The organism is Rhabdochlamydiaceae symbiont of Dictyostelium giganteum, from assembly GCF_964291045.1.
Taxonomy (GTDB): domain Bacteria; phylum Chlamydiota; class Chlamydiia; order Chlamydiales; family Rhabdochlamydiaceae; genus PALSA-1444.
The window spans coordinates 1,537,576-1,559,221 of sequence record NZ_OZ197277.1; the positions used below are offsets into that span (position 1 = coordinate 1,537,576).

General features: G+C 39.7%; 19 protein-coding genes and 1 riboswitch. Of the genes, 6 read left to right on the top strand and 13 right to left on the bottom strand.

Features of this window, described 5'->3' with window-relative positions:
- Window positions 1-243: 243 nt before the first annotated feature.
- Window positions 244-855: an LPS assembly lipoprotein LptE gene (gene lptE / locus ACI7T6_RS05565; RefSeq protein WP_404665392.1), complete on the bottom strand. Its 612-nt coding sequence runs from the start codon at window positions 853-855 to the stop codon at window positions 244-246.
- Window positions 815-1,807, bottom strand: coding sequence for a tetratricopeptide repeat protein (locus ACI7T6_RS05570; protein WP_404665393.1), 993 nt, complete (start codon window positions 1,805-1,807; stop codon window positions 815-817). The genes lptE and ACI7T6_RS05570 overlap by 41 nt, the downstream gene beginning before the upstream one ends.
- A 159-nt stretch (window positions 1,808-1,966) precedes the next feature.
- Between ACI7T6_RS05570 and ACI7T6_RS05575 the strand changes: the two genes are divergently transcribed.
- The 5 genes from ACI7T6_RS05575 to ACI7T6_RS05595 all read left to right on the top strand — a co-directional run bounded on the left by ACI7T6_RS05575 (window position 1,967) and on the right by ACI7T6_RS05595 (window position 10,598).
- Window positions 1,967-2,302 carry a 4a-hydroxytetrahydrobiopterin dehydratase gene (locus ACI7T6_RS05575; RefSeq protein WP_404665394.1) on the top strand — a complete coding sequence of 112 codons (336 nt, stop codon included), beginning with the start codon at window positions 1,967-1,969 and terminating at the stop codon, window positions 2,300-2,302.
- A gap of 95 nt (window positions 2,303-2,397) precedes the next feature.
- Window positions 2,398-3,753 carry a phosphoglycerate transporter protein PgtP gene (pgtP, locus tag ACI7T6_RS05580; protein WP_404666142.1) on the top strand — a complete coding sequence of 452 codons (1,356 nt, stop codon included), beginning with the start codon at window positions 2,398-2,400 and terminating at the stop codon, window positions 3,751-3,753.
- Between the two features lie 105 nt (window positions 3,754-3,858).
- Window positions 3,859-7,542, top strand: coding sequence for a DNA polymerase III subunit alpha (gene dnaE / locus ACI7T6_RS05585; RefSeq protein WP_404665395.1), 3,684 nt, complete (start codon window positions 3,859-3,861; stop codon window positions 7,540-7,542).
- A 396-nt stretch (window positions 7,543-7,938) separates the two neighbouring features.
- Entirely contained in the window at window positions 7,939-9,372 is a 1,434-nt protein-coding gene (locus tag ACI7T6_RS05590) for an ATP-binding protein (protein WP_404665396.1), read from the top strand.
- A 176-nt stretch (window positions 9,373-9,548) separates the two neighbouring features.
- Window positions 9,549-10,598 carry a Fic family protein gene (locus tag ACI7T6_RS05595; RefSeq protein WP_404665397.1) on the top strand — a complete coding sequence of 350 codons (1,050 nt, stop codon included), beginning with the start codon at window positions 9,549-9,551 and terminating at the stop codon, window positions 10,596-10,598.
- Between the two features lie 13 nt (window positions 10,599-10,611).
- Here ACI7T6_RS05595 and ACI7T6_RS05600 read toward each other — a convergent pair whose 3' ends face one another.
- The 6 genes from ACI7T6_RS05600 to ACI7T6_RS05625 all read right to left on the bottom strand — a co-directional run bounded on the left by ACI7T6_RS05600 (window position 10,612) and on the right by ACI7T6_RS05625 (window position 15,360).
- Complete coding sequence (locus ACI7T6_RS05600; RefSeq protein ID WP_404665398.1) at window positions 10,612-11,511, bottom strand: DMT family transporter; 900 nt, start codon at window positions 11,509-11,511, stop codon at window positions 10,612-10,614.
- 63 nt (window positions 11,512-11,574) lie between these two features.
- Window positions 11,575-12,276, bottom strand: a complete 702-nt coding sequence (locus ACI7T6_RS05605) for a hypothetical protein (RefSeq protein WP_404665399.1) — start codon at window positions 12,274-12,276, stop codon at window positions 11,575-11,577.
- A complete protein-coding gene (gene lspA / locus ACI7T6_RS05610; protein WP_404665400.1) occupies window positions 12,254-12,814 on the bottom strand; it encodes a signal peptidase II in 561 nt (186 codons plus the stop codon). The genes ACI7T6_RS05605 and lspA overlap by 23 nt, the downstream gene beginning before the upstream one ends.
- A complete protein-coding gene (locus ACI7T6_RS05615) occupies window positions 12,815-13,183 on the bottom strand; it encodes a TraR/DksA family transcriptional regulator (RefSeq protein WP_404665401.1) in 369 nt (122 codons plus the stop codon).
- The gene (nrdR, locus tag ACI7T6_RS05620; protein WP_404665402.1) at window positions 13,164-13,658 is read right to left on the bottom strand and encodes a transcriptional regulator NrdR; all 495 of its coding nucleotides are present in this window, start codon (window positions 13,656-13,658) and stop codon (window positions 13,164-13,166) included. The genes ACI7T6_RS05615 and nrdR overlap by 20 nt, the downstream gene beginning before the upstream one ends.
- Window positions 13,659-14,025: 367 nt before the next feature.
- Window positions 14,026-15,360 (bottom strand): hypothetical protein, encoded by a 1,335-nt coding sequence (locus ACI7T6_RS05625; RefSeq protein ID WP_404665403.1) that lies wholly within the window; start codon window positions 15,358-15,360, stop codon window positions 14,026-14,028.
- Between the two features lie 359 nt (window positions 15,361-15,719).
- Here ACI7T6_RS05625 and ACI7T6_RS05630 point away from each other — a divergent pair, with 359 nt between their 5' ends.
- Window positions 15,720-16,886 (top strand): Fic family protein, encoded by a 1,167-nt coding sequence (locus tag ACI7T6_RS05630; protein ID WP_404665404.1) that lies wholly within the window; start codon window positions 15,720-15,722, stop codon window positions 16,884-16,886.
- A 192-nt stretch (window positions 16,887-17,078) separates the two neighbouring features.
- Here ACI7T6_RS05630 and tenA read toward each other — a convergent pair whose 3' ends face one another.
- The 5 genes from tenA to ACI7T6_RS05655 all read right to left on the bottom strand — a co-directional run bounded on the left by tenA (window position 17,079) and on the right by ACI7T6_RS05655 (window position 21,618).
- The gene (tenA, locus tag ACI7T6_RS05635; RefSeq protein WP_404665405.1) at window positions 17,079-17,744 is read right to left on the bottom strand and encodes a thiaminase II; all 666 of its coding nucleotides are present in this window, start codon (window positions 17,742-17,744) and stop codon (window positions 17,079-17,081) included.
- Between the two features lie 13 nt (window positions 17,745-17,757).
- On the bottom strand, window positions 17,758-18,555 hold the full coding sequence (gene thiD / locus ACI7T6_RS05640) for a bifunctional hydroxymethylpyrimidine kinase/phosphomethylpyrimidine kinase (RefSeq protein ID WP_404665406.1): 798 nt from the start codon (window positions 18,553-18,555) through the stop codon (window positions 17,758-17,760).
- A gap of 44 nt (window positions 18,556-18,599) precedes the next feature.
- Window positions 18,600-19,397, bottom strand: a complete 798-nt coding sequence (gene thiM / locus ACI7T6_RS05645; protein ID WP_404665407.1) for a hydroxyethylthiazole kinase — start codon at window positions 19,395-19,397, stop codon at window positions 18,600-18,602.
- Window positions 19,394-20,029: a thiamine phosphate synthase gene (gene thiE, locus ACI7T6_RS05650; protein WP_404665408.1), complete on the bottom strand. Its 636-nt coding sequence runs from the start codon at window positions 20,027-20,029 to the stop codon at window positions 19,394-19,396. The genes thiM and thiE overlap by 4 nt, the downstream gene beginning before the upstream one ends.
- A 73-nt stretch (window positions 20,030-20,102) precedes the next feature.
- Window positions 20,103-20,214, bottom strand: a riboswitch (TPP riboswitch).
- Between the two features lie 135 nt (window positions 20,215-20,349).
- The gene (locus ACI7T6_RS05655; RefSeq protein WP_404665409.1) at window positions 20,350-21,618 is read right to left on the bottom strand and encodes an ISAs1 family transposase; all 1,269 of its coding nucleotides are present in this window, start codon (window positions 21,616-21,618) and stop codon (window positions 20,350-20,352) included.
- Window positions 21,619-21,646 lie beyond the last annotated feature (28 nt).

Consider the following 21,646-nt stretch of genomic DNA (forward strand, 5'->3'; position numbering starts at 1 on the left):
GATTCAATAGAAAGATTTCGCTTAAGACCTTAATAGGAAAATCTGTGATTTTCTACCCAGCATCTAGAGTACTAAATTTTTATAACAGTTATCGCCTTTTAGGAGAATACCTCAAGTAATTTATAATTTTATTATTATGTTTTTTGACGTAGGGTAGATCCTTCCGTATATCTAATAAAAAAATTCTTCAAGATAGAGAGGGTTGATAAAAAAATATGCATTCACATAAAACGTGTGCAACTCTTATCTATTTTCAAAATAGGCTCTTTCGATGAGCGCTGTGATTTTTTTGGCGATATCAGAATAAAGAGGGAAAAGTGAGCTATCTTGAGCCCCTTCAATGGAGTCAAGTTGCCCTTCAGAAAAATCTATCGTTCTGATCATACCGCCGCCTGCTTGGGGGAAAATCAGCTCTGATACGGTATTCACATCGATGTAGTCATACTCTGCATCAGAGGTGATGATTTGAGGCTCTAACACATATTCCTGGCTATTTTTATCGATTAAAGCAACACGGACAGAAAGCTTTCTTCTGTTTTCTGTTGCCATGAGATTTGAAAGCGTCACCTGGCTATTTAAAGATCTATCATACCGAAATCCTACAATTTCCTCTTCATCACTGATAAAAGCTGCCTGAAGCTCTACATCTCCTTCTGAGCTCACATATTGATAAAGGCCTGATTGCGATAGCTCAAAGGTGATTGCTTCTGTAAGGCCCCCTTCTCTATCCCCTGGAATATAGGGAATGGATAGAGTCACAGGTTCTTCTACCGTAACTGTCTGATAGTGACAGCCTGTCAAGGCCAAGATAAGGCTAAAGAGAAGTGTTTGAAGCGGAGCTTTGCAGTGCGTCATGTGAACTCTCATCTAAAGGTTGTAACACTTTAAGCCGTTTCTTAGAAAGTGCAGCGGTTTTTGTATTAGGAAACGTCTTAATAATTTTAGCATAGTAGAGGATAGAAGCCCCTGGCTTTTTCATTCTCTCATAAAATTGTGCAAGATCATAAAAATTTTGCGCAAACACCTCTTGAAGCTTTAAAAAAGCCTCTTCTGCTTTTTCTAACCGAGGATCGAGGGCAAAATCTTGTTTAAACCGTTTAAGCTGCAGCTCTGCTAAATCTAAATGATCAACATTTGGGTATTCATGTTGCGCTCTTGTTAAATACACGCTTAGCATTTCTACATACGCCTCAGGAACAAGCGGGTGTTTCGGAAATTTACGGATCACCGTTTCATACGCTTCAATACTTAAAGAGTAGCTACCTTGCCTTAAAAGAAGATCTCCTTTCCCAAGTAAAGACCTAGCTGCTAGCTCATCATGAGGAAACGCGCTAATCACCTCTTCATAAATTTGAATCGCCTCTTCTCTAGCTCCCATCCACTTAGGCAAAAAGGAAACCCCTCCAATCCGTTGCAGATGCCCTTCACGGAACTTTTCAGCAATCAAAAATTTAAGCTCGATGGCATCTCGAAAGTGTTGAAGCGGAGTTGTTTTCTTTAAGTAGTTTGAAAGCTCTTGACTTGCTAGATCAAACTCATGAAGTTCAAAGTACGCTTTCCCTAAGAAATAGATGGCCTCTTGAGAAAAGGAGGTCTCTGGAAAACTCTTAATGGTAAATAAAGCTTGTTTAACAACTTCTTTCCACTCATGCGTCTCAACTGCTTTCATTAAAAGAGCGTTATATTCCTCAACCGAGAAAGAAACAAACTCTTGCCTTCTTTCAATATGGGGCTCTTTGGAAGGGGCTTTTGCCATTAAAGGCGTGATGAAGAGAGTGCAAACTAAAACTTTTTTTAAATAATTCATATGATATCCGTAGGTTCATTATGCAATATTTATGGAATATGTCAAATAGCCTAAATCATTTGATCTTTTTCAAAATAAACTCTTTTCTTTTTTAGCTGGGCTTGAGAAACTTAAAAGGGCAGTCAGAGTCCCTTAACCCTTGATATGGAGGAAAAAACCATGCCTAATCCCCCTAAACGGTGCCTTCCTTGTGAAGGATTTGTTAGCGCTTTGCCTAAAGATGAGCAGATGACGCTTTTAAAAGAGCTCTCTCCTGGATGGGATATCGTAAATGCTCATCACCTCTCTAAAACATTTATCTTTAAAGACTTTAAAGCGGCCCTTGAATTTACTCAGCAGGTGGGCAAATTAGCAGAAGAAGAACAGCACCACCCCCTCATTCACCTCTCGTGGGGTAAAGTCGTGATTGACATTTGGACACACCGTGTAGATGGCCTCACAGAAAACGATTTTATTTTAGCCACCTATTGTGATGCCCTTTTACCCTTAAAATAAAATAATTAATATCTATATAACCCAAAATCGTTTGACTTTAGACGGTTAAGAAGGTACCCTTTTCATCTTTGACTAACCGTAGGTAATCTGTGCAACTGCTTAAGTTTTTAAAAGCTCCTCTCCTCAGCCGTACTCAGCCAACAGAAACGGAGATTGAAGAATCGTACAGTTACTGGAGATGGCGCATTTTTATCGGAATGTACATCGGTTACGTTTTTTACTACTTCTCTCGTAATAGCTTTGGATCGATTAAGCCTCTTTTAGGACAAGATCTGGGATTTTCCATGAGTGATCTAGGCATACTCACCACCATTTTTGCAGCCTCTTATGGCCTGAGTAAATTCATTAGCGGCGTGCTCTCTGATAGATCTAATCCCCGTATTTTCATGTCATCTGGCCTCATCATTACAGGGATTTTGAATATCTTGTTTGGATGCTCGTCGTCTCTTTTAACCTTATCAATACTGTGGTGTTTAAACGGTCTTTTCCAAGGTTGGGGATGGCCCCCTTGTGCCAAGCTTTTAACGCACTGGTATTCTCAAAAAGAACGTGGCCTTTGGTGGGGCATGCAAAACTCTTCTCACAATGTGGGAGCGGCTCTCATTCCTCTTTTAATTGGGATGACAGCGCAGCAGTTTGGATGGCGTCACGGCATGTTTGCAGCGGGTGTCTTAAGCATTATTGTAGGAATTTTTATCTTCTTTATCTTAAGAGATACTCCGTCTACCATGGGGCTTCCCTCCATTGAAACGTTTAAAAAAAATACAGATCCAAGAGCGCTTTCTCAAGAACATGAAATCTCTTTAAAAGAGCTCTTATTTAAATACATTTTAAATAATAGCTATCTGTGGGTTTTAGGGATCGCCTACTTTTTCATTTATCTCATTAGAGGAGCGATTAACGACTGGGCTCCGATGTTTTTAATGGAAACAAGAGGGTATCAACTTGTCACTGCAAATGGCGCTACTTTTTGGTTTGAAGTAGGGGGCCTTATTGGAAGCCTCTTTGCTGGATGGGCATCAGATCGGCTCTTTAAAGAAAAAAGAGGCCCTGTTAATGTCATTTTCTCTTGCCTCATGCTGTTATCTATTATGGCGCTCTGGGCTCTTCCTCCAATCGCGCTCCTGATGGATTACCTTCTCATCTTTATTGTAGGGTTCTTTGTGTTTGGCCCTCAGATGCTAATTGGGATGGTAGCTGTTGAGCTCTCTCATAAAAAAGCAGCAGGCGGGGCGACAGGATTTATTGGTTTTATCGCTTACCTTGGAATGGCAAGCTCTGGATACCCTTTAACCAAGATGGTTGAAGCGTTTGGATGGAGCGGTTTTTTTGAGGCGCTGATGATTTGTAGCATTCTTTGCATCTTACTCCTCCTTCCTTTTTGGTCGATTAAAAACCACCCTAACCACGGACTGACAAAAAAAGTATCCCGTGGGTCTGCTTCCGTTTAATCTCTTGTAGAGAGTATGCTTTAATATTTGATAACCTTAAAAGAGGTGAAGAAAAAATCTTACGATGAATTCTAAACACCTCTTTTCTTAACTTAAAATACGGTCATGACAAATAGCTGGATTCCTCTTCATATCCATTCTCAATATTCGATACTTAACTCCACAGCCTCTGTTGAAGATCTTGTGGCTAAAGCAAAACAATATGGACTTGAAGCGCTCTCTCTTACTGATGAGGGCAATCTTTACGGAGCGATTGAATTTTATAAAGCGTGTAAAGCCGCCTCCATTAAGCCCATCATTGGATGTGAACTGCATCTTGCTCCCTTTGATCACAAAGAAAAAAAACGGATTCCAGGAACCCCTTCAGGATTTCCCCTGATCCTTCTTGCGAAAAATCAAACGGGCTATCAAAACCTTTGTAAACTCAGCTCTTTAGCTCATATTGAAGGGTTTTACTACACACCCCGTATTGATAAAGCTCTTTTAGAAAAGCATAAAGAAGGGCTTATCTGCCTATCAGGACCTTTAGAGGGCCGCATTCCCTTTTATATTCTTCAAGGGAAAGAACTAGAGCTTGAAGAAGAAATCCATTGGTTTCAGAGTCAGTTTGGAGAGGATTTCTATTTCCAGCTGGAGAGATTTCCCATGTCAGAGCGTCACATTCAAGAAGATGGGATGGAAAGAGAGGGGTGGCTGACGCAAAACTACCACGATTTTATTAGAAATCAAGAGGTGGTGATTCAAAAGCTTGTGCTACTAGGCAAGCAAAAAGGGATTTCCTGTGTAGCCACGCAAGGGACGCATTACTTAGAGCGCGGTGACTGGAAAGCGCATGAAATCTTAATGAACATTCAATCAGGAGAGCCTTGTGAAATTTGGGAAAGAGACTCTCAAGGCAATCCCCGTGAGCGTGTTTTAAATCCTAAGCGAAAAGTGCTCTTCTCTCACGAGTTTTACTTTAAAGGGCCTCAAGAGATGAAGCAGCTGTTTGCAGATCTTCCAGAATCTTTAACCACCTCTAAAGAAATTGCAGATAAAATTCACCTTGAGATCGATTTTAAAACAAAATTTTATCCAGTTTTTACTCCCCCTATTCCGGTTTCTAAAGATACCTATTTAAGAAAGCTGTGTGATGAAGGCATTTCTAAGAGATATACAGCATCAAGAGTTGCAAAAGTTTTAGAGAAATACCCTGGCGAAGATCCTTTAACCGTGATCCGTAAAAGACTTGAGTACGAGCTAGATATTATCATCTCTAAAGGAATGAGTGATTACATCTTAATTGTGCACGATTTCATCGATTGGGCCAAGAAAAACGGCATTCCCATGGGTCCAGGAAGGGGATCAGGAGCCGGCTCCATCATCTTATTCCTGATTGGCATTACAGACATTGAACCGCTGCGGTTTAATCTCTTCTTTGAGAGATTCATTAACCCTGAAAGACTCTCCTATCCCGATATCGATGTTGACATCTGCATGGAACGAAGAGATGAGGTGATTCAATATACCGTAGATAAATATGGCCGGGATAAGGTCGCTCAAATCATCACCTTTGGTACGATGAAAGCAAAGATGGCCATTAAAGACGTGGGAAGGATGCTAAGCGTTCCTCTTGCTAAAGTAAACGGTATTGCTAAACTTGTCCCAGAAGATTTAGGAATCACGCTCGCAAAAGCTTTAGAGTCCCCTGATCTAAAACAAGCTTATGAAACCGATGAAGAGGTAAGAGAAATCTTAGATATTGCAAGAAGACTTGAAGGATCTGTTCGTAATACCGGTATCCATGCTGCAGGGCTCATCATTTGCGGGGATCCAATCATGGATAGAATTCCTGTTGTCCCCTCAAAAGATACCGATATTTTAGTGACGCAGTTTTCAATGAAGCCAGTGGAATCTGTCGGGATGCTAAAGGTCGATTTCTTGGGACTTAAAACCCTCACCTCGATTCAAAAAACCATCGATGCTATCGCGTCAAGATACGGTAATACCATTGATTGGATTGATCTCAATCTAGAAGATGCTCCCACATTTGAGCTGATGAACCAAGGGAGGTTAAACGGCATATTTCAGATGGAATCGACAGGGATGCAAGAGCTTTCTAAACAGCTGCATATCGATAAGTTTGAAGAAGTCATTGCGGTGGTGGCTCTTTATAGACCAGGCCCTATGGAGATGATCCCCTCTTTTATCCAACGTAAGCATGGAAAAGAAGAGATTGAGATCGATCACCCTCTCATGCAATCAGTGCTCGTTGAGACGTATGGCATCATGGTGTATCAAGAGCAGGTGATGCAGATTGCAAGTCTTCTTGCAAGCTACTCTTTAGGAGAAGGTGACGTCCTTCGAAGAGCGATGGGAAAAAAAGATAAAGAAGAGATGGCCCGTCAGAGAGATAAATTTCGGCAAGGAGCCGAAGGCAAAGGCATTGATGGAGAGTTAGCGCTTCACATCTTTGACAAGATTGAGAAATTTGCCTCCTACGGCTTTAACAAATCCCACGCTGCAGCGTATGGGTATCTAGCCTATGTGACAGCTTATCTTAAAGCGAACTACCCTGGCGAGTGGATGGCAGCGCTTCTTACCTGCGATAAAGACGATGTGACAAAGGTTGCAAGACTGATTCAAGAGTGTCAATCGATGTCTCTTCCCATTTTGCCCCCTGATGTGAATGAATCAGGCCATGAATTTGTCGCCACCTCTAAAGGTATTAGGTTTGCGATGAGCGGTATTAAAGGGATTGGAGAAGGGGTTGTCGAGGCGATTATTATTGAGAGAAAAACAAACGGCCCCTACACCTCTCTTTCAGATTTTTGTCACCGCATTGATACCAAAAAAGTGGGCAAAAAAAACATCGAAATTTTGATTGAAGCTGGCTGCTTTGATTTTACAACACATGCCAGACAATCGATGGTGCAAGTTGCAGAGCCTCTTTATAACGGGGCGATGAAAAAACAAAAAGAGACAGCTAAAGGGTGGATGGATCTTTTTGAATCGACATCTGAAGACTCTGTACTCATTGAAATGCCTGTCACAGTTGAAACAGAAGCCTCTAAAGCTCACCTCTTAAGACGTGAAAGAGAGCTCCTCGGATTTTACGTTACAGGACACCCTCTTGATGTGTATAAGAAGAAGATTGAGCGGCTCTCTTGCGTCCCTTTCCATGAAGTGGAAAGGATGCCAAATGACGCTGTCTGTAGAGTGGTCTTCATTGTCGATGCTGTTCAAATCCGGATCTCTGCAAAAACGCAAAAGAAATTTGCCATCCTGCAAATCAGTGATGGCCATTTACGGTTTGAACTTCCTGTGTGGCCAGATCTTTTTGATCAAAAAGGGCACCTCCTTCTTGAAAATCAGCTTCTCTATGGCATTTTCCAAATCGATAAAAAAGAAGATGAGGTTAAGCTGCAGTGCAGATGGTTTGAAGAGCTCTCTAAAGTGAACGAACAAGTCATTGAAGAGTGTGATAAGGTGTTTGATAAACTCCGCGCGCAGCCAAGAAACTTCCCCCCAAGAGATAAAAAACAAGGTAAACCTGTGGAAAAGCAAGAAGTGATTGCAACCTTTCTCCTAAAGCTCAAGATCCATGATGTGAAACTCAGTCAGGTTTTAAGCTTAAAAAAACTCTTTCAAAAGTTTGCAGGAAAAAACCGGCTCATTGTTGAGTTTGTTGATGGATCTAAATCGTATGGTAAAGTGCATATTGATCCTAAATGGGGTATTCTTCCAGAATCTGCCTTTGAAAAAGAGCTCAAAGCGATCAGCTCTTTTGTAAGTTTTGAATCCATTTAGGACTTAAAGCTCTTTAGATAGAGGAGTTGTTCTCACTCCTCTATAAAATTCATGAAGCTACTCCATAATTTAAACCTTAACAGCCTTTAACACTTAAACGCCCCGCTTCTTTCTTCATCAAGAAAAGAGAAATAGATAAGTGCTCTTTTTCTCTAAAGGAGATCCTATTTTTCCATCCTTATTTTTAGATTGATCCTCTGCTATATTGCTAATAGTAAATGCATTTTATAAAAAATTAAAATCGCCTTTTTTAACAAAGTTAGCCGTAAATCACGAAAAGACGATTTACGGCTGTTTTTTTATGTATCAAAATTCGGCCGCAAACATGCATTTGTATATTTACAGCTCTATGTATATTGGAAGCTGTTTTATGCTGTAGCTAAAAAAGGAGATTTCATGCCTCAATCCCCCTTCGTTGGAAGAGAATTCGAAATAAAGCGGCTCCAAGGCCTTACGAAAAAGAGGAGCGCAAGCCTTGTTGTTGTCCGTGGGAGAAGAGGAATAGGGAAAAGTAGACTTTGTGCTGAGTTTGGAAAAGAGATGAAAAGCTTCTTTTTTACAGGCACACATCCTAGCCCTCAAGTTACAGCTCAGTTACAACGTGAGGAATTTGTTCGTCAACTTGCAAGAGCTGGAATACCTGGTATTACTCCAGATGACTGGGGAAATATGTTTTGGCATCTCTCAAAATATACAGAAAACGGCCGTGTCCTCATTGTCTTAGATGAAATCTCCTGGATGGGAAGTAAAGACTCTGAATTCTTAGGAAAACTCAAAAACTGTTGGGATATGTATTTCAGTAAAAATTCTGAGCTGATTATTATTTTATGTGGTCCAATTTTCTCTTGGATTGAAGATAATATTTTAAATAATACAGGATTTAGGGGAAGAATTACCTTGGATTTAATTCTTGAAGAAATCCCCTTAAATATTTGTAATGCCTTTTGGGACCTAAGAGAAAAACACATTTCCACTTATGAAAAATTTAAACTCCTTTCCATTACAGGAGGAATCCTTCTCTATTTAGAGCAAATGAACCCGCACTTATCTGTAGAGCAAAACATCTATAACCTCTCTTTTACAAAAGAAGGATTCTTTGTTAAGGAATTTGAGAAGCTATTTTCAGATATTTCTTCTCGTAGTATGGCAACTTATAGAGATATTATTCACTGTCTAGTAGATGAGCCCAAGGAGCTTACGCTCATTTGCCAAGAACTTGAAAAACATCAAGGGGGAAGATATAGCACACATTTAGATAAGCTTGTAAAAGCGGGATTTGTACAGCGAGATTTCTCTTGGGATTTAAAAAGTAAAAAGCCAAGTAAACTCAGCAGATACCGCCTGAGTGATAATTACTTAAGATTTTATCTCAAATATATTGCTCCTAATCAAGAAAAAATTGATCAAGGAGAATCTGCTAATCGCTTGTTAGCTCATCTGACAAAATTAGAAGATATTATGGGACTACAACTTGAAAATCTTGTACTTCATAATCGTCAAATACTCTGGAAGCTGATGGGTATTCCTGTAGAAGAAATTGTCATGGAGGGCCCCTTTTTTCAAAATGCCACTGTAAGACAAAAGAGCTCTCAAATTAGCTATATGGTGCAAACACGGTTTAATACTCTTTATATTTGTGAAATTAAATTTTCTAAAAATACCCTTGGAACATCTGTTATCCAAGATCTCAAAGAAAAAATCAACCGACTGAAAATTCCTAAACGGTTTTCAATTAGACCTGTTCTTATTCATGTTAATGGGGCCCAAGACTCTGTATTAGATCAGGAATATTTCTATAAAACCATCGATTTTAGCGAGTTTTTAACATGACTCATAAAAGTACTCTTAAGTTGGCAAAAAACCAGACACTTTATGATGCCGTATGCTAAAGGCCAGTAACTCTTAAAGAGAATTACATTGCAAAATGGGGTAAAAAACCCTAAAATGGGGTAAAATGAAGGCAAAATTACCCCATTTAGAACTCCTTTACCCTATTTAGGACACTTATGCATTCCTTAGAAGAGGGCTTTTTAAAATCGCTAACTTTTACAAGTGAGCAGCTCACCACCTTGCGGACACTTGGTGAATACAGGGGTAAACAAGCCCTTTACTTTCAACAAGCACCTGAGGTCTTAAAAGGACTACAAGAGCTCTCCATCATTGAATCAAGTGAGTCATCTAACCGGTTAGAGGGAATCACAGCTCCTGCACGCCGTATTACAGAGCTTGTCAAATACAACAGCACGCCTAAAGATAGGTCCGAGCAAGAGATTGCTGGCTACCGTGACGCTTTAAATTTGATTCATCAATCTGCAAATCATATGCCGTTTTCAACAAGCGTTATCCTTCAACTTCATGCCTGGATTTATCGCTACCTCTCAAGTCCAGGAGGAGAGTGGAAAACAACTGATAATGAAATTATAGAGAGGTTACCTGATGGGGGGAAACGAGTTAGGTTTATCCCCTCTAATGCTTTTGAAACACCTTTAGCAATGGAAAGCTTAATCCAAAGATATCAACTAGCTATTCAAGAGAGGTGCATGGAGCCGCTTATTGTGATCCCTGCTGTCATTTTGGATTTCTTATGTATTCACCCTTTTAGAGATGGGAATGGGAGAGTTGCAAGGTTACTCACTTTACTCCTCCTTTACCATACTGACTATCAAGTTGGAAAATATATTAGCTTGGAAAGGATATTCGAAGAATCCAAGGAAAGCTATTATGAGACCCTTGAAAAAAGCTCTCACGGCTGGCATCAAGGGAGGCATGATCTCATGCCATGGATGACATATTTTTGGGGAGTGTTAGTAAGAGCGTATAAAGAATTTGAAGGAAGAGTTAGCCCATTAAAACAAGGTAAAGGAAATAAAACAGATCATGTTTCTATAACTATTAAAAGCATCCCCCATCCTTTTTCTATTTCAGATATTGAACGCGCCTGCCCCTCTGTAAGCCGGGACCTTATCCGGCTTGTTTTAAGGCAGCTAAGAGATGAGGGAACCATTATTTCTGAAGGGAAAGGACGGAGTGCAAAGTGGGTGAAGAGGTTCACATGAAAAAGAGCTATCCTTAAGAAGAAAGTTCTTTTTTAGGATACAAGAGATAAATGAGAACATTCCCTAAAATAATAAGTAAAGTTCCTATCCATGTTGTCACACTAAAAGATGTCCCCCACAAGAAGTTATCAAGTAACACCGCCCAAATCACGGTTGAGTACATAAGAGGAGCTAAAAACCTAGCAGGCGCGTGTTTAAGAGCATACGTATACGACTGCTGATAGAGAAAGCCAGCTACTCCAATAAAAAGAAGAGAGGGAAATTGACTGAAGGTTAGATCTCCCCAGCTTCTTTGTACACTTAAAAACGTAAGAGGCGCTGTAAAGAGAAAGGCTAAGAGAAAGACATAAAAGTTAATACGGTAGAGTGGTTCTTCATAATGCGCAAAACGGATGGACACTAAACTCACCGCTCCAAAAATACCTGCAATGACAGCGAGGAGCATGCCGTAGCTCCACTCTACTTTTCCTGGCATGAGGACAACGATCACGCCGATTAAAGAGACTCCAAATCCCCACCACAGTTTATGATCAATCGGCACCTTTTTCCAAAGGTAAGTGATGATCGGAACAAAAAGAGGGAGCATGTTATACAGTAAGCTTGTCATCCCGACAGAGAGGTTTCTTAAAGCTGCGCAGTAAAGATAAATACTTGCCATCGAAGCCAAGACTCTTACAATATAAAAAAACCAAGAACCTGGCTTAAGATCAAGCCGGCTCCCTCTATTTTGATACATCATCCAAGGGATAAAAAGAAGAAATGAGAGGAGATACCTCCAAAATAAGATCCCTTGAACAGAGAGTTGCCCCATCTCTTTTTTAATAGCCGCACTTAAGAGTGCGTAGATAAAGCAAGCAAAGAGCATGCTGGGAACAGCTAAGTGAAGATGCGAGATAGGTTTGATAGATGCCATAATTCTGCCTCATATCAAGTTATCTTGTTATCAGCAATACCAGAATGGATAGATCTTATGATTTTATGAAGAGGCGCTGTATTGACGGACAGTAATGCCGTGATTTTTCAGCTGGGGATGCGCCTCTATCCACTTAAAACAATTCTTACCTAATCTAATGGGAGTATTAATCTTCACTCCTTCCCAAAGAAATGTAGTAGGAACCGAGTGATTTCTTAGCCATTTAAGAAGCTCTGAAAAAACAGCTGCATTACTAAACGTTTTATCTCCCCATGTTTTTTGATAGGTCCCTTGGACTGGATCAAAAAAGATCTGAGGAAATCCAAATTGGAGTCCCCAAGATACAGCATCAAGACTCATCACCATCGGATGAATTTTATGATCGACTTTGGAAGGAAAAAATTTATGATGTTGTAGCTGAATGAGCGGGGCTGCAAGTTTTGCCATCCATCCATTAGGTCTGATCTCTTCTGGATAAATCGCACCTCTATCTCTTGTTAAAACAGAAGAAATGACTCTGCGGCTAGGGTCCATAAAGACCCCATCTTGAAGATGAGAGATATAGAGCGCATACTCTTCTAAAAACTCTTGCTTCTGAACTTCAAGGCTCTCTAAAGGAAGAATGGATCCTACAGCATAAATATGTAAAGGCGCTATCCATTCAAGACAGAGTCTCATCTCTTCTTGATCTAGAAGCACTTGTTGCTTTAGCCATTTGGAAACAGAAAAAGCAGGAGGTTTTTTACTTTGAGGAAGAGATATCATATTTCCTTGACGATTGAATCTGTAATACAGCAATCCACATGACACCTATTACAATAGCTGCATCAGCTACATTAAAGACAGGATAAGAATAGCCCCAAAAAATGAGATGGATCATGTCGACAACATGACCATAGAGGAAATAGTCGAGGATATTTCCCACACCGCCTGCCGCAATGAGCGCAAGAGGGATATAATACTTTGGTAATTTTGATGAGGTATACAAAGACTTCAAAAGAAAAAAAACGATGATAAACCGTAATATGACGATTTGAGTTTGAAAATGACTCCCTAGTCCCCACGCTGCCCCGTAATTTGAGACATAGTGAATGCAGCAGTCAATTCCTAAACATTGAAATACAGGGATGCCCCCAAACGGGAACATCCAAAAATAGGGACCTGAAAGAGGGAGGTTTTGCACCACCCATTTTTTAGAAAGAAGATCTAAGAGCAAAATCACAAATAAAATCATGAGAGGAAGTAAAGGGTTACTTTTCTCTTTTTTACTGAAATCTTGCTGCCTTAGCTTCTCCCCTTTCATTTAAGAAAAGAGCCCTTTTTCAAGCATTTCTTGAGATTTTACCGTCATGGTAGCATAAGGTATTGCTTCTAAACGAGGCAGTGGAATCTCTTCTTCTGAAATATCACAGATACCATAGGTGTTTTCATCAATTTTTTCTAAAGCTCTATCAATTTGTCTAATGATTTTATACTCTTCGTCAGACACTTGAAGACTCACATTCCGATAAAAATCGTCTGTGCCTTCATCAGCCTGGTGCTGAGAATACCCTTTTGAGTCATCAGATGTTTTCACTTCTTGATTCACATTATGAACAATTTGAGAAAATTGAGCTTTGAGTTCTAGGAGTTTTTTGCGGAATTTTTCAATTTCAGTTTTTGTGAGAGGCATGTTCACCTTCCTTCGTTAACGCTTCTTCTTCGATCGAAATACTTTGAATTTCATCCATGAGTTCGTCCATATCTTTAAACCGACGGTACACACAGGCAAAACGGATATAAGAAACAGTATCTAACCCTTTTAGGTGACGCATCACAATGGCACCTAACTCTGTTGTACTGATTTCCCGGATTTGCCGCTCCATTAAAGTGGCAGTAATTTGAGAGGCAAGGGATAACACTTGCTCATGACTAATTCTCGTATGGCGGCAGGCAGCATCAAGACCTCTCACCAATTTATCTTGCTGAAAGTCTTCATACCTACCATCTCGTTTGTGCACTTGAATGGTGAGATCAACCGTTTCAAATGTTGTAAATCTTTTCTGACACTCTAAGCACTCTCTTCGCCGTCTGATTGCATTTTGCTCAATCGCGTTACGAGAATCAGTGACTTTAGATTCAGAGTGATTACAAAAGGGACATAACATACTATTTCTCTTCTATTTTTACTTAAGAGTCCTTATTGCCTGTTTTAAAGAGAGACCGATTTTTTGAAAAGTCAAACCTGCTTAAGCGCTCTTTTTTTAAGAGATAATATTCTATTTCTCTTCCCTTTTAAGCAAGAATCTTCCAAGAACTTTATCCCTTCATTTGCCTCATTTTCTTTGTGTTATCGATCAACATATCTTCTTTTATTCAAGATCATCACACACTCATCAAAGGCAATGCTTAAATTATAAAGTGCTTACTTGAAAATGGCAATCATATCCTTGCAAAAGAAAAACTCAGCTAGAAAAGGGGTTCTCTAAGCTGACGCGTCAGTGCGAGAAAACCCTCCTCTTCAGCTAGAGTAGCTTAATTTTTTTCTGGCTGTATACGAAGCCCTTTTTGATAGAAAAGCTCAACCGTATAGGTCGCTCTCTTATGATGCTCTTTCCAATAAAACACCGTTTTTTTGAGCTGAATCAAGAGATAATTCATCACAGAGATCATCTTTTCTGTGTTCTCCTCATGGGTTTTCTCACCTAAGGAAGAATCTGTTGAAATCAATCTCCCTGTTAACGGATTTAGCCGGCCCTGCACGTAGGCCTCTATACTTTTACTTATCACCACACTTCCCATAGTGCCCCCTTGCATCCGGAGATGAATAGCTGAGGGAAAAGATTTTTCTATTTGTAAACACGTTTTAAACTGTTTCCATGTTTTAAAATATTTGTCTCCAAAAGTGATTGTTTCTCCGCCTGGTTGCCAGATCCTATGGGAACAATATTTTTTAAGCTCTGTAGAATCTAAAAAATTCTCTAAAAATACAAGCACATCTTGCCTAACAACCTCTTCAAAAGAAGCTGCATCTTCACTTGATGAAAATGTCTGAATCAAAGGGGCTCTTTTTGGAAGAAGTATTTGACCAGGGCCCAGTAAAGTCGGAAAGAGCGTCTTGGCATAAGGAGCCTCTTGCATCTGAAATTGCAGATCCAGCATCACGTGTAAAGCGTTGATTCTCTTCTCTTTACTATCTGAATAAAGAGTAATGTTTTGAAGTGAAGAATAAATCGCATCGATTTTCAAAATGCCCTCCCCTCCTTGATACACACCATAAACCTCTCCTGAAATTCCTGAACAAAGAATAGAGCCGCTTTGATCAGAGTCATTAAGATTCTTATCAGCAACCGATTTTTTGGCTAGGGTCTGATACCCTAAACTAAAAGGAATATCTGTCATATAAACTTCTTGATCTATTTTATATTGCAGTTGAATAACACGGTGTTGATGATCAGCTCTTCCAAGTAAAGGGCACTTCTCTTGTTCCCGTATCTTCAAATCTCCCAGTAAATTCTTGGTTACTTGAAGAATCTTATAATCTGCTAAAAATGCAGGTTGAGGATCAGATGTCCCATCAATAAACGTTGTGGCTTGAATGAGTTCATTAGACCCCTTAAATAAAATATACCCCACCTTGTCTTGGAGAGCATGCTGAGGAACGAGGATAAACCGAGAGCTAATATAAAGGGCTGTTCCCATGAACTGATAGTCATCCCCTAAGATGCAGCCGATGGAATCCATTACCGTTAAAATTTTTTCCTGAACCCTTTGATTAAGACCTTTAAACCGCTCTCCTTGGATATAGTGAGAATGATGCACGGGAAATGCATCTTGATTGCCGCCTGTTTTATTCGAAATACCTGTCATAATATGCACCCATTTTAATAAGAAACTCCTTAACAATAGATAAAATGTAAAAATCAAACAAATATAATTTGCATATTAACATTTTTTATCGATATTCAATCATTTTATTCGGAATATTGATCAATAAATGGATTAAATGCATGAAGCCCCTTTTTTAAACAGGAAAAATCCAAGATATTCCCAACAATCCCTCTTATCTTTTCTTAAGGTTCGCCCTTTAAGAAAAAATGAAACCCTATCTTTTCTTAATGCCTTCTCACTAAGAAAAGATAACATCATATTTTTTCTTAATTGACTTGAATAAGAAAAGATAAGGAGGTTATCTTTTCTTATAAATCAATCTTAAGAAAAGATCCCTAATGAATGAGAGAATAGGAACCTACGTTATCCAGAAAATCCCTGGAGAATCTTATCAGGCTTATGTTCCTCCAAACCTCCCACCTAGCCCTACTTTAGATCTCAGTAGACTGTACCCTTACCTTGAAAAAGCAACTCTTGCTTTAGCCGGGTTAAATAGCATACATAAACTGGTTCCAAATACACCCCTCTTTATTTACATGTATGTGCGTAAAGAAGCGCTTCTTTCAAGCCAAATTGAAGGTAGTCAAAGTAATTTTTTAGATTTACTGCTGTTTGAACATCATTTGAAATCAGAAGTATCTCTTGAAGATGTGGAAGAAGTGTCTTACTATGTTAAAGCCCTTGAATATGGGCTTAGGTGTTTAAAAGAAGATTTTCCTCTATCACTTAACCTTCTTAAAGAAATACATGGTGTACTCCTTTCAGGGACTAGAGGGACAGATAAACTCCCTGGAGAATTTAGACGTTCACAAAATTGGATTGGAGGGACAAGACTAAGGGGTGCCCTTTTTGTTCCCCCTCCCATCACTCACCTAGCAGATTGTCTTACCGATTTCGAAAACTTTCTCCATGATGACAGCATCCCCCTTTTAATTAAAGCAGGGCTTGTTCATGTTCAATTTGAAACACTGCACCCCTTTTTAGATGGAAATGGAAGAGTGGGCAGGTTATTGATCACGCTTCTTTTATGTGAAGGGGGCATGCTAGATGCTCCTATTTTATATCTTAGCCTATATCTTAAGCAAAACCGCTCTACGTATTATGCACTCCTCCAAGAAGTGAGACTCTATGGATCATGGGAAACATGGCTAGAGTTTTTCCTCAAAGGGATACACCTATCTGCTGAGCAAGCGATAAAAACCATAGAACAAATTAATGCTCTTTTTACACAAGATTTTCAAAAAATTGAAACGTTAGGAAGAATCAGATTTTCCTGCCAAGAGATCCTTAAATATATGAAAAGACTTCCTCAAGTATCTGTTTCTGTGATTGCAAAGGCGCTTCATATGACGCCCCCAACAGCCAGAAGTGCATTAAATCACCTTACAGCTCTTGGTATTTTAGAAGAGGTAACTGGGAAAGCACGTGATAAAGTATATGTCTACCGTAACTATTTAACGATTTTAGAAGAGGGTACAGAGCCGTTTTCTAGAGAAGAGGCGTAACTTAGCTTCTACTCTTACCCCCCTCTAGCTTCTCTCATATCTTTCATTTTTAAGCGGACTACATGACTATCTTTAAACTTGAGACACTATGAAGAGATCGAAAAATAAAGCCTTCTCTCTTGTAGAGACCCTCTAGAAAATGGCTACGCTCTTCCTTTTCATCAAGAATCAAGGAAGAGCGGTATAACCTTCTTAGATCAAGGTATCAAAGACAGTTTGGTTATACGCATCATTCCAAAAATGCCATTCAAGAATGGTGCTTTTATAAAATGCCTCTACCATTTCTTCACGTACTGTATCTGAGGCAGAGATGGCCACTTCATCAAAAATATCAATAGCTCTACCAACAAAACCACTAAATTCTTGGCTAGAGTATGTCTCTATCCATCTTAAATAAGGGTTTTGAGAAGACACTACACTGTTTTTTGCAACCCACTCCCCCACAACTTTATAAACCCAAAAGCAAGGTAAAATGGCAGCAATGGCAACTTCTACAGATGCTGTAGAGCTCATCCGTAAAAGATAACTTGTGTAAGCAAGAGTTGCAGGTGTTAACTGATGGGTTTCTTGAATATGAAATGTTTCGCGGAAAAAATGGTGTACCACTTCTTGCTCAGCGATGAAGGCAAACTCTGCAAAAGATAAAAAGTCTTTCATGAACTTAACAGGCCCTCTTGCGACAATGAGAGCAAAGCTTCTTGCAAAATCTTGTAAATAAAGAGCATCTTGCTCGATATAGTAACTAAATTTTGCTCTATCTAGTGACCCCTCTGCAAGCTCTGTATTAAAAGGGTGCTCTTTAATGGCCTCTACCGCAAAGAGACATTTTTCCCAGGCGATTTCTGATAATTTTTTCATTGTATAAACTCCGTTATAAATATTTCCATAAATGGTGAAAATGGTGCACAGGACCATTTTCTTTTCCAACGCTTCTATCTTTGCTACAAAGTATTGCATTAAATAAATAGTTCTTCGCTTTTTGACACGCCTCCAGGAGTGAAAACCCTTGAGAGGTATAACTTGTAATCGCAGCAGAGAGTGTACATCCTGTTCCATGCGTATTTTTAGAAGAAATTCTAGGAGAAGATAAGACTACTTCTTCTTCATGACTGATCAATAGATCATTAGATGTTTCACCCTCTTCATGTCCCCCTTTTAAGAGGACAGCTTTACAGCCAAGATTTAGGAGTTGATCAGCGAGCTCTTTTTTATCCCCTTTGACTCCAGGGACTAAACATCTAGCTTCTGGTAAGTTAGGGGTTATTAAACCCACAAGAGGGATGAGATCTCTTTTTAAAACATCCACAGCTTCTTCTTGAAGTAAGAGGTCACCGCTTTTTGCAACCATGACAGGATCGAGGATCATAGGTATATCTCTTGCATGATCTTTTAAAAATCTAGCCACTAATTGAATAATGTCAGCAGAGAAGAGCATCCCGATTTTAATGGCATCAGGCCTGATATCTTCAAAGATTACCTCAAGCTGCTCTTGAATACATGGAAGAGGAATATCATAACACTTTCTAACACCGCAGGTGTTTTGCACAGGAAGAGCTGTTAACACGGTCATACCGTAAGATCCTGTTGCAGAAAACGTTTTCAAATCAGCTTGGATACCAGCTCCTCCAGAGCCATCAAATCCTGCGATCGATAAGCATTTATATTTCATGAAGGCAGGCTCCTATAAGTAAATCCCTTGATCTACTCTCTTCTTTAAACATCTTGAGCCCCCTGATCATAAAGCGTTTGCATGAGCGCAAAGTCCGCTTTATGTAATTGATCAATCAAAGCTGTTTTAAATGAACCTGCATAGCTGTGATGAAGAGAGGCTATCTCTCCGCATAGCGCAAAGTAGTAAGCCCCTATCACACTTGCTGTAAAAGAGTCTTCTTGGATGGCTCTAAATGCTGCAATAACGGCTGTCATAGCGCACCCCATCCCTGTTACTTGCTGCATTAAAGAAGATCCATGCCTCACTTCTCTTGAGACATGACCCTCTGTGATTAAATCAACAGGGCCGCTTACAATCACTGTAGTTTGATACTGAAGAGCTAAAAGAGAAGCTATATCTTTTGCATCACTTGGCATATGGGCCGATTCAACACCTTTTGCGGTAAAAGAAGCATCCCCTAAGGCAAGGATTTCACTGGCATTTCCCCTTAGGATGGTAGAAAAGGGAGCAATGAGCTGAGCTGCCTCTTTTCTCATTTTTGTAGCGCCGGCTCCTACAGGATCAAGAATTATTGGTTTATTGTACTGACATCCCACCTCAAGCGCTTTTTTCACAAGCGTCATAAAAGGCGTATCTAGCGTCCCTATGTTGATATACACTGCAGAAGACACTCTAATGAGCTCTTCAAGCTCTTCTTCTAAGGCGCTCATGATAGGAAGCGCTCCAAGGGCTAGTTGCGCATTGGCTACAAAATCTGTAGTCACATGATTTGTGAGATTTAAAATTAAGGGCTTTTTTACTCTTAGCTGATAAAGCGCCTCTTCCATTTGATGGATCATGATTTTTCTCCATGGATATTATTCATTAACTGCGTAGCTGTTTGATGCGGACTTACCGTGTGATGAAACGCTCTAATCGCTGCAATGCCAAAAGCTCCAGAACAAATGACAGAGTGAGCATTACTTTCATTAATACCCCCTAGGGCAACAATGGGATGTAAAGCGATTGCAGCTACTTCTCTTAGGCCTTTTAAGCCCCAAATTGTTTCAACATTTAATTTACTTATTGTGGGAAAAATGGCTCCTACCCCGATGTAACTTAATGGGAGTAAGTTCGCCTCTTTGACTTGTACAACTGTATTCACACTTAGCCCAATGATTTTATCTGGACCTAAGATAGCTCTTGCTCTAAGAATCTCTTCATCAGACTGCCCTAAATGCACTCCTGAGGCGTTCAGTTTAAGACAAAGATCGATATGATCATTGATGATTAACGGGATGTGATATAAATCTAAGAGATTTTTTAAAGAGGTGCCAAAAGAGAGGAGTTCTTCTTTAGATAAAGATTTTTCTCTTAGCTGTACAGAAGTGACACCTGATTTGACATAAGATTCAATAAGCTCAAGGTAAGAGGATGTAGAAGAACCCCCTTTATTTGTGATGAGCATTAAACGCGGGCAGTGATCTTTCATATTCTTCCTCATATTTTAGGGATAGAGGAAGATACGAAAGCAGAGAGCAGATCTATAAAAAAGATCTACCAAAGACTTTCATACTTCACTCTCCCTCCGCAGGCATTATCCCGAGCAGGTTATAAGGGTATTTCTCAGCCTTTACAGCAAACTTCGTTTGCTAAAAAGCACCCCTGGTGAATCAAAATTATGTCATCATCATACTGCAAAACTTTAATCTGTCAAACTTAAAATAACAGAAGCTATTTTTAGCCACGCGCCTTCAAAGCTCAAGATTTATAGAGCTACTAAGCAGGGAAACAGCCTAAAAAGTCTTGGTGTCATCTAAGATATCTAGGCTCAAGGCGGCAACATCGCCTTGCCTTAGTGTATCCTCTTTTAGGATCTAGCGCTTTAATCAAACTCATGGATATCCGTTTTAAAAAAGCTATATTTGAAGCGGTAAATCCAGCTCCTGGATCAAATAAATCGACTTGCATCCTATCAAATAGCCAGTGCATATCCGTCATGTCTACCCCCCAGCGAGCGTAGATTGCTTGGTTAAACTCTATTGATAGTGCGCTCTGCTCCATGGAATCAGCTTGCGCTTCAAAATCTTCTTCTTGAAAAATGACATCTAATGCCCAATGAAGAGAAGTGTCTATTTCCTCTGGGTCTCGTGTCAGATCAGAAAATTCTTCTGCAGTAAGCTCGCAGCTTGAAAAATAATACGCTGTTTTAACCCTCTTTTCCCCTTGAATATTCCTTTCACTTTTTACATGAGCCATGCTTTTAAGCTCAGGCCAATGCTCTTTCAAAGATGTTAAGGAAAGTTCTGTATACAAAGTCACCTCTCTTAACCAAGAGCCTTGACTTCCCTTATTTTGAGAAACCCTACAGCCATCTACAGTCAGGCGCTGTTGATGAGCCTGTTTGAAAAGACCTTGGGCTGCTTGATAGAAAGGAGAGGCATTGTCTTGAACCAAGATCAAATAGTTTGCTTGACGCTGAAGAACTTTCTCCAAAGAATTTTTTGTCAAGAGAGCTCCTGTAAAAATAATGGACTTTGAAATCGTCACATCTTCCATGAGGGCATCTAAAATATCACTCTCAGCTCCTGGATGAATAAGAGCATGCTCAAGAATAAGCCGATTTTCAGCTGCAAAAAGTTGTACAAGATGCATCACCCTTCCCCCCAAAGACCCTTTATGCTGCTTCCCAGGGGTCATTGAGAGCTGACTTCTTAACTCCTCTGGAATATACATCATCCACTGTTTCAAGATGTGTTGAAAGATAGAAGGAGGCACATGGGCTAGAATCCACTTTAATGTGTGATAAGAAGGAGCTGAGAATCGCTCTTGCACTAAGGTGTTTAACCAGTCAATGCGGCAATCTATAAAATCTGCAAGATCCTCTACACTATTTGCATCCGATAGATATCCGCATAAAAGAGAATAGAGAAGAAACCAAGAAGGATAGATAGTTCGAGATAGCGGTTTGTGCTCATGAGCATCTATAAAAGATTTTTTGATTCCGACTGCAAGCTGCTTTAAATCTACATCCTGCTTAAATTTTATCAAATCAGCATCTTTTGTTAGTCTACTTGCCATATAAATTCTCCCATTTTAAAGAGTAATG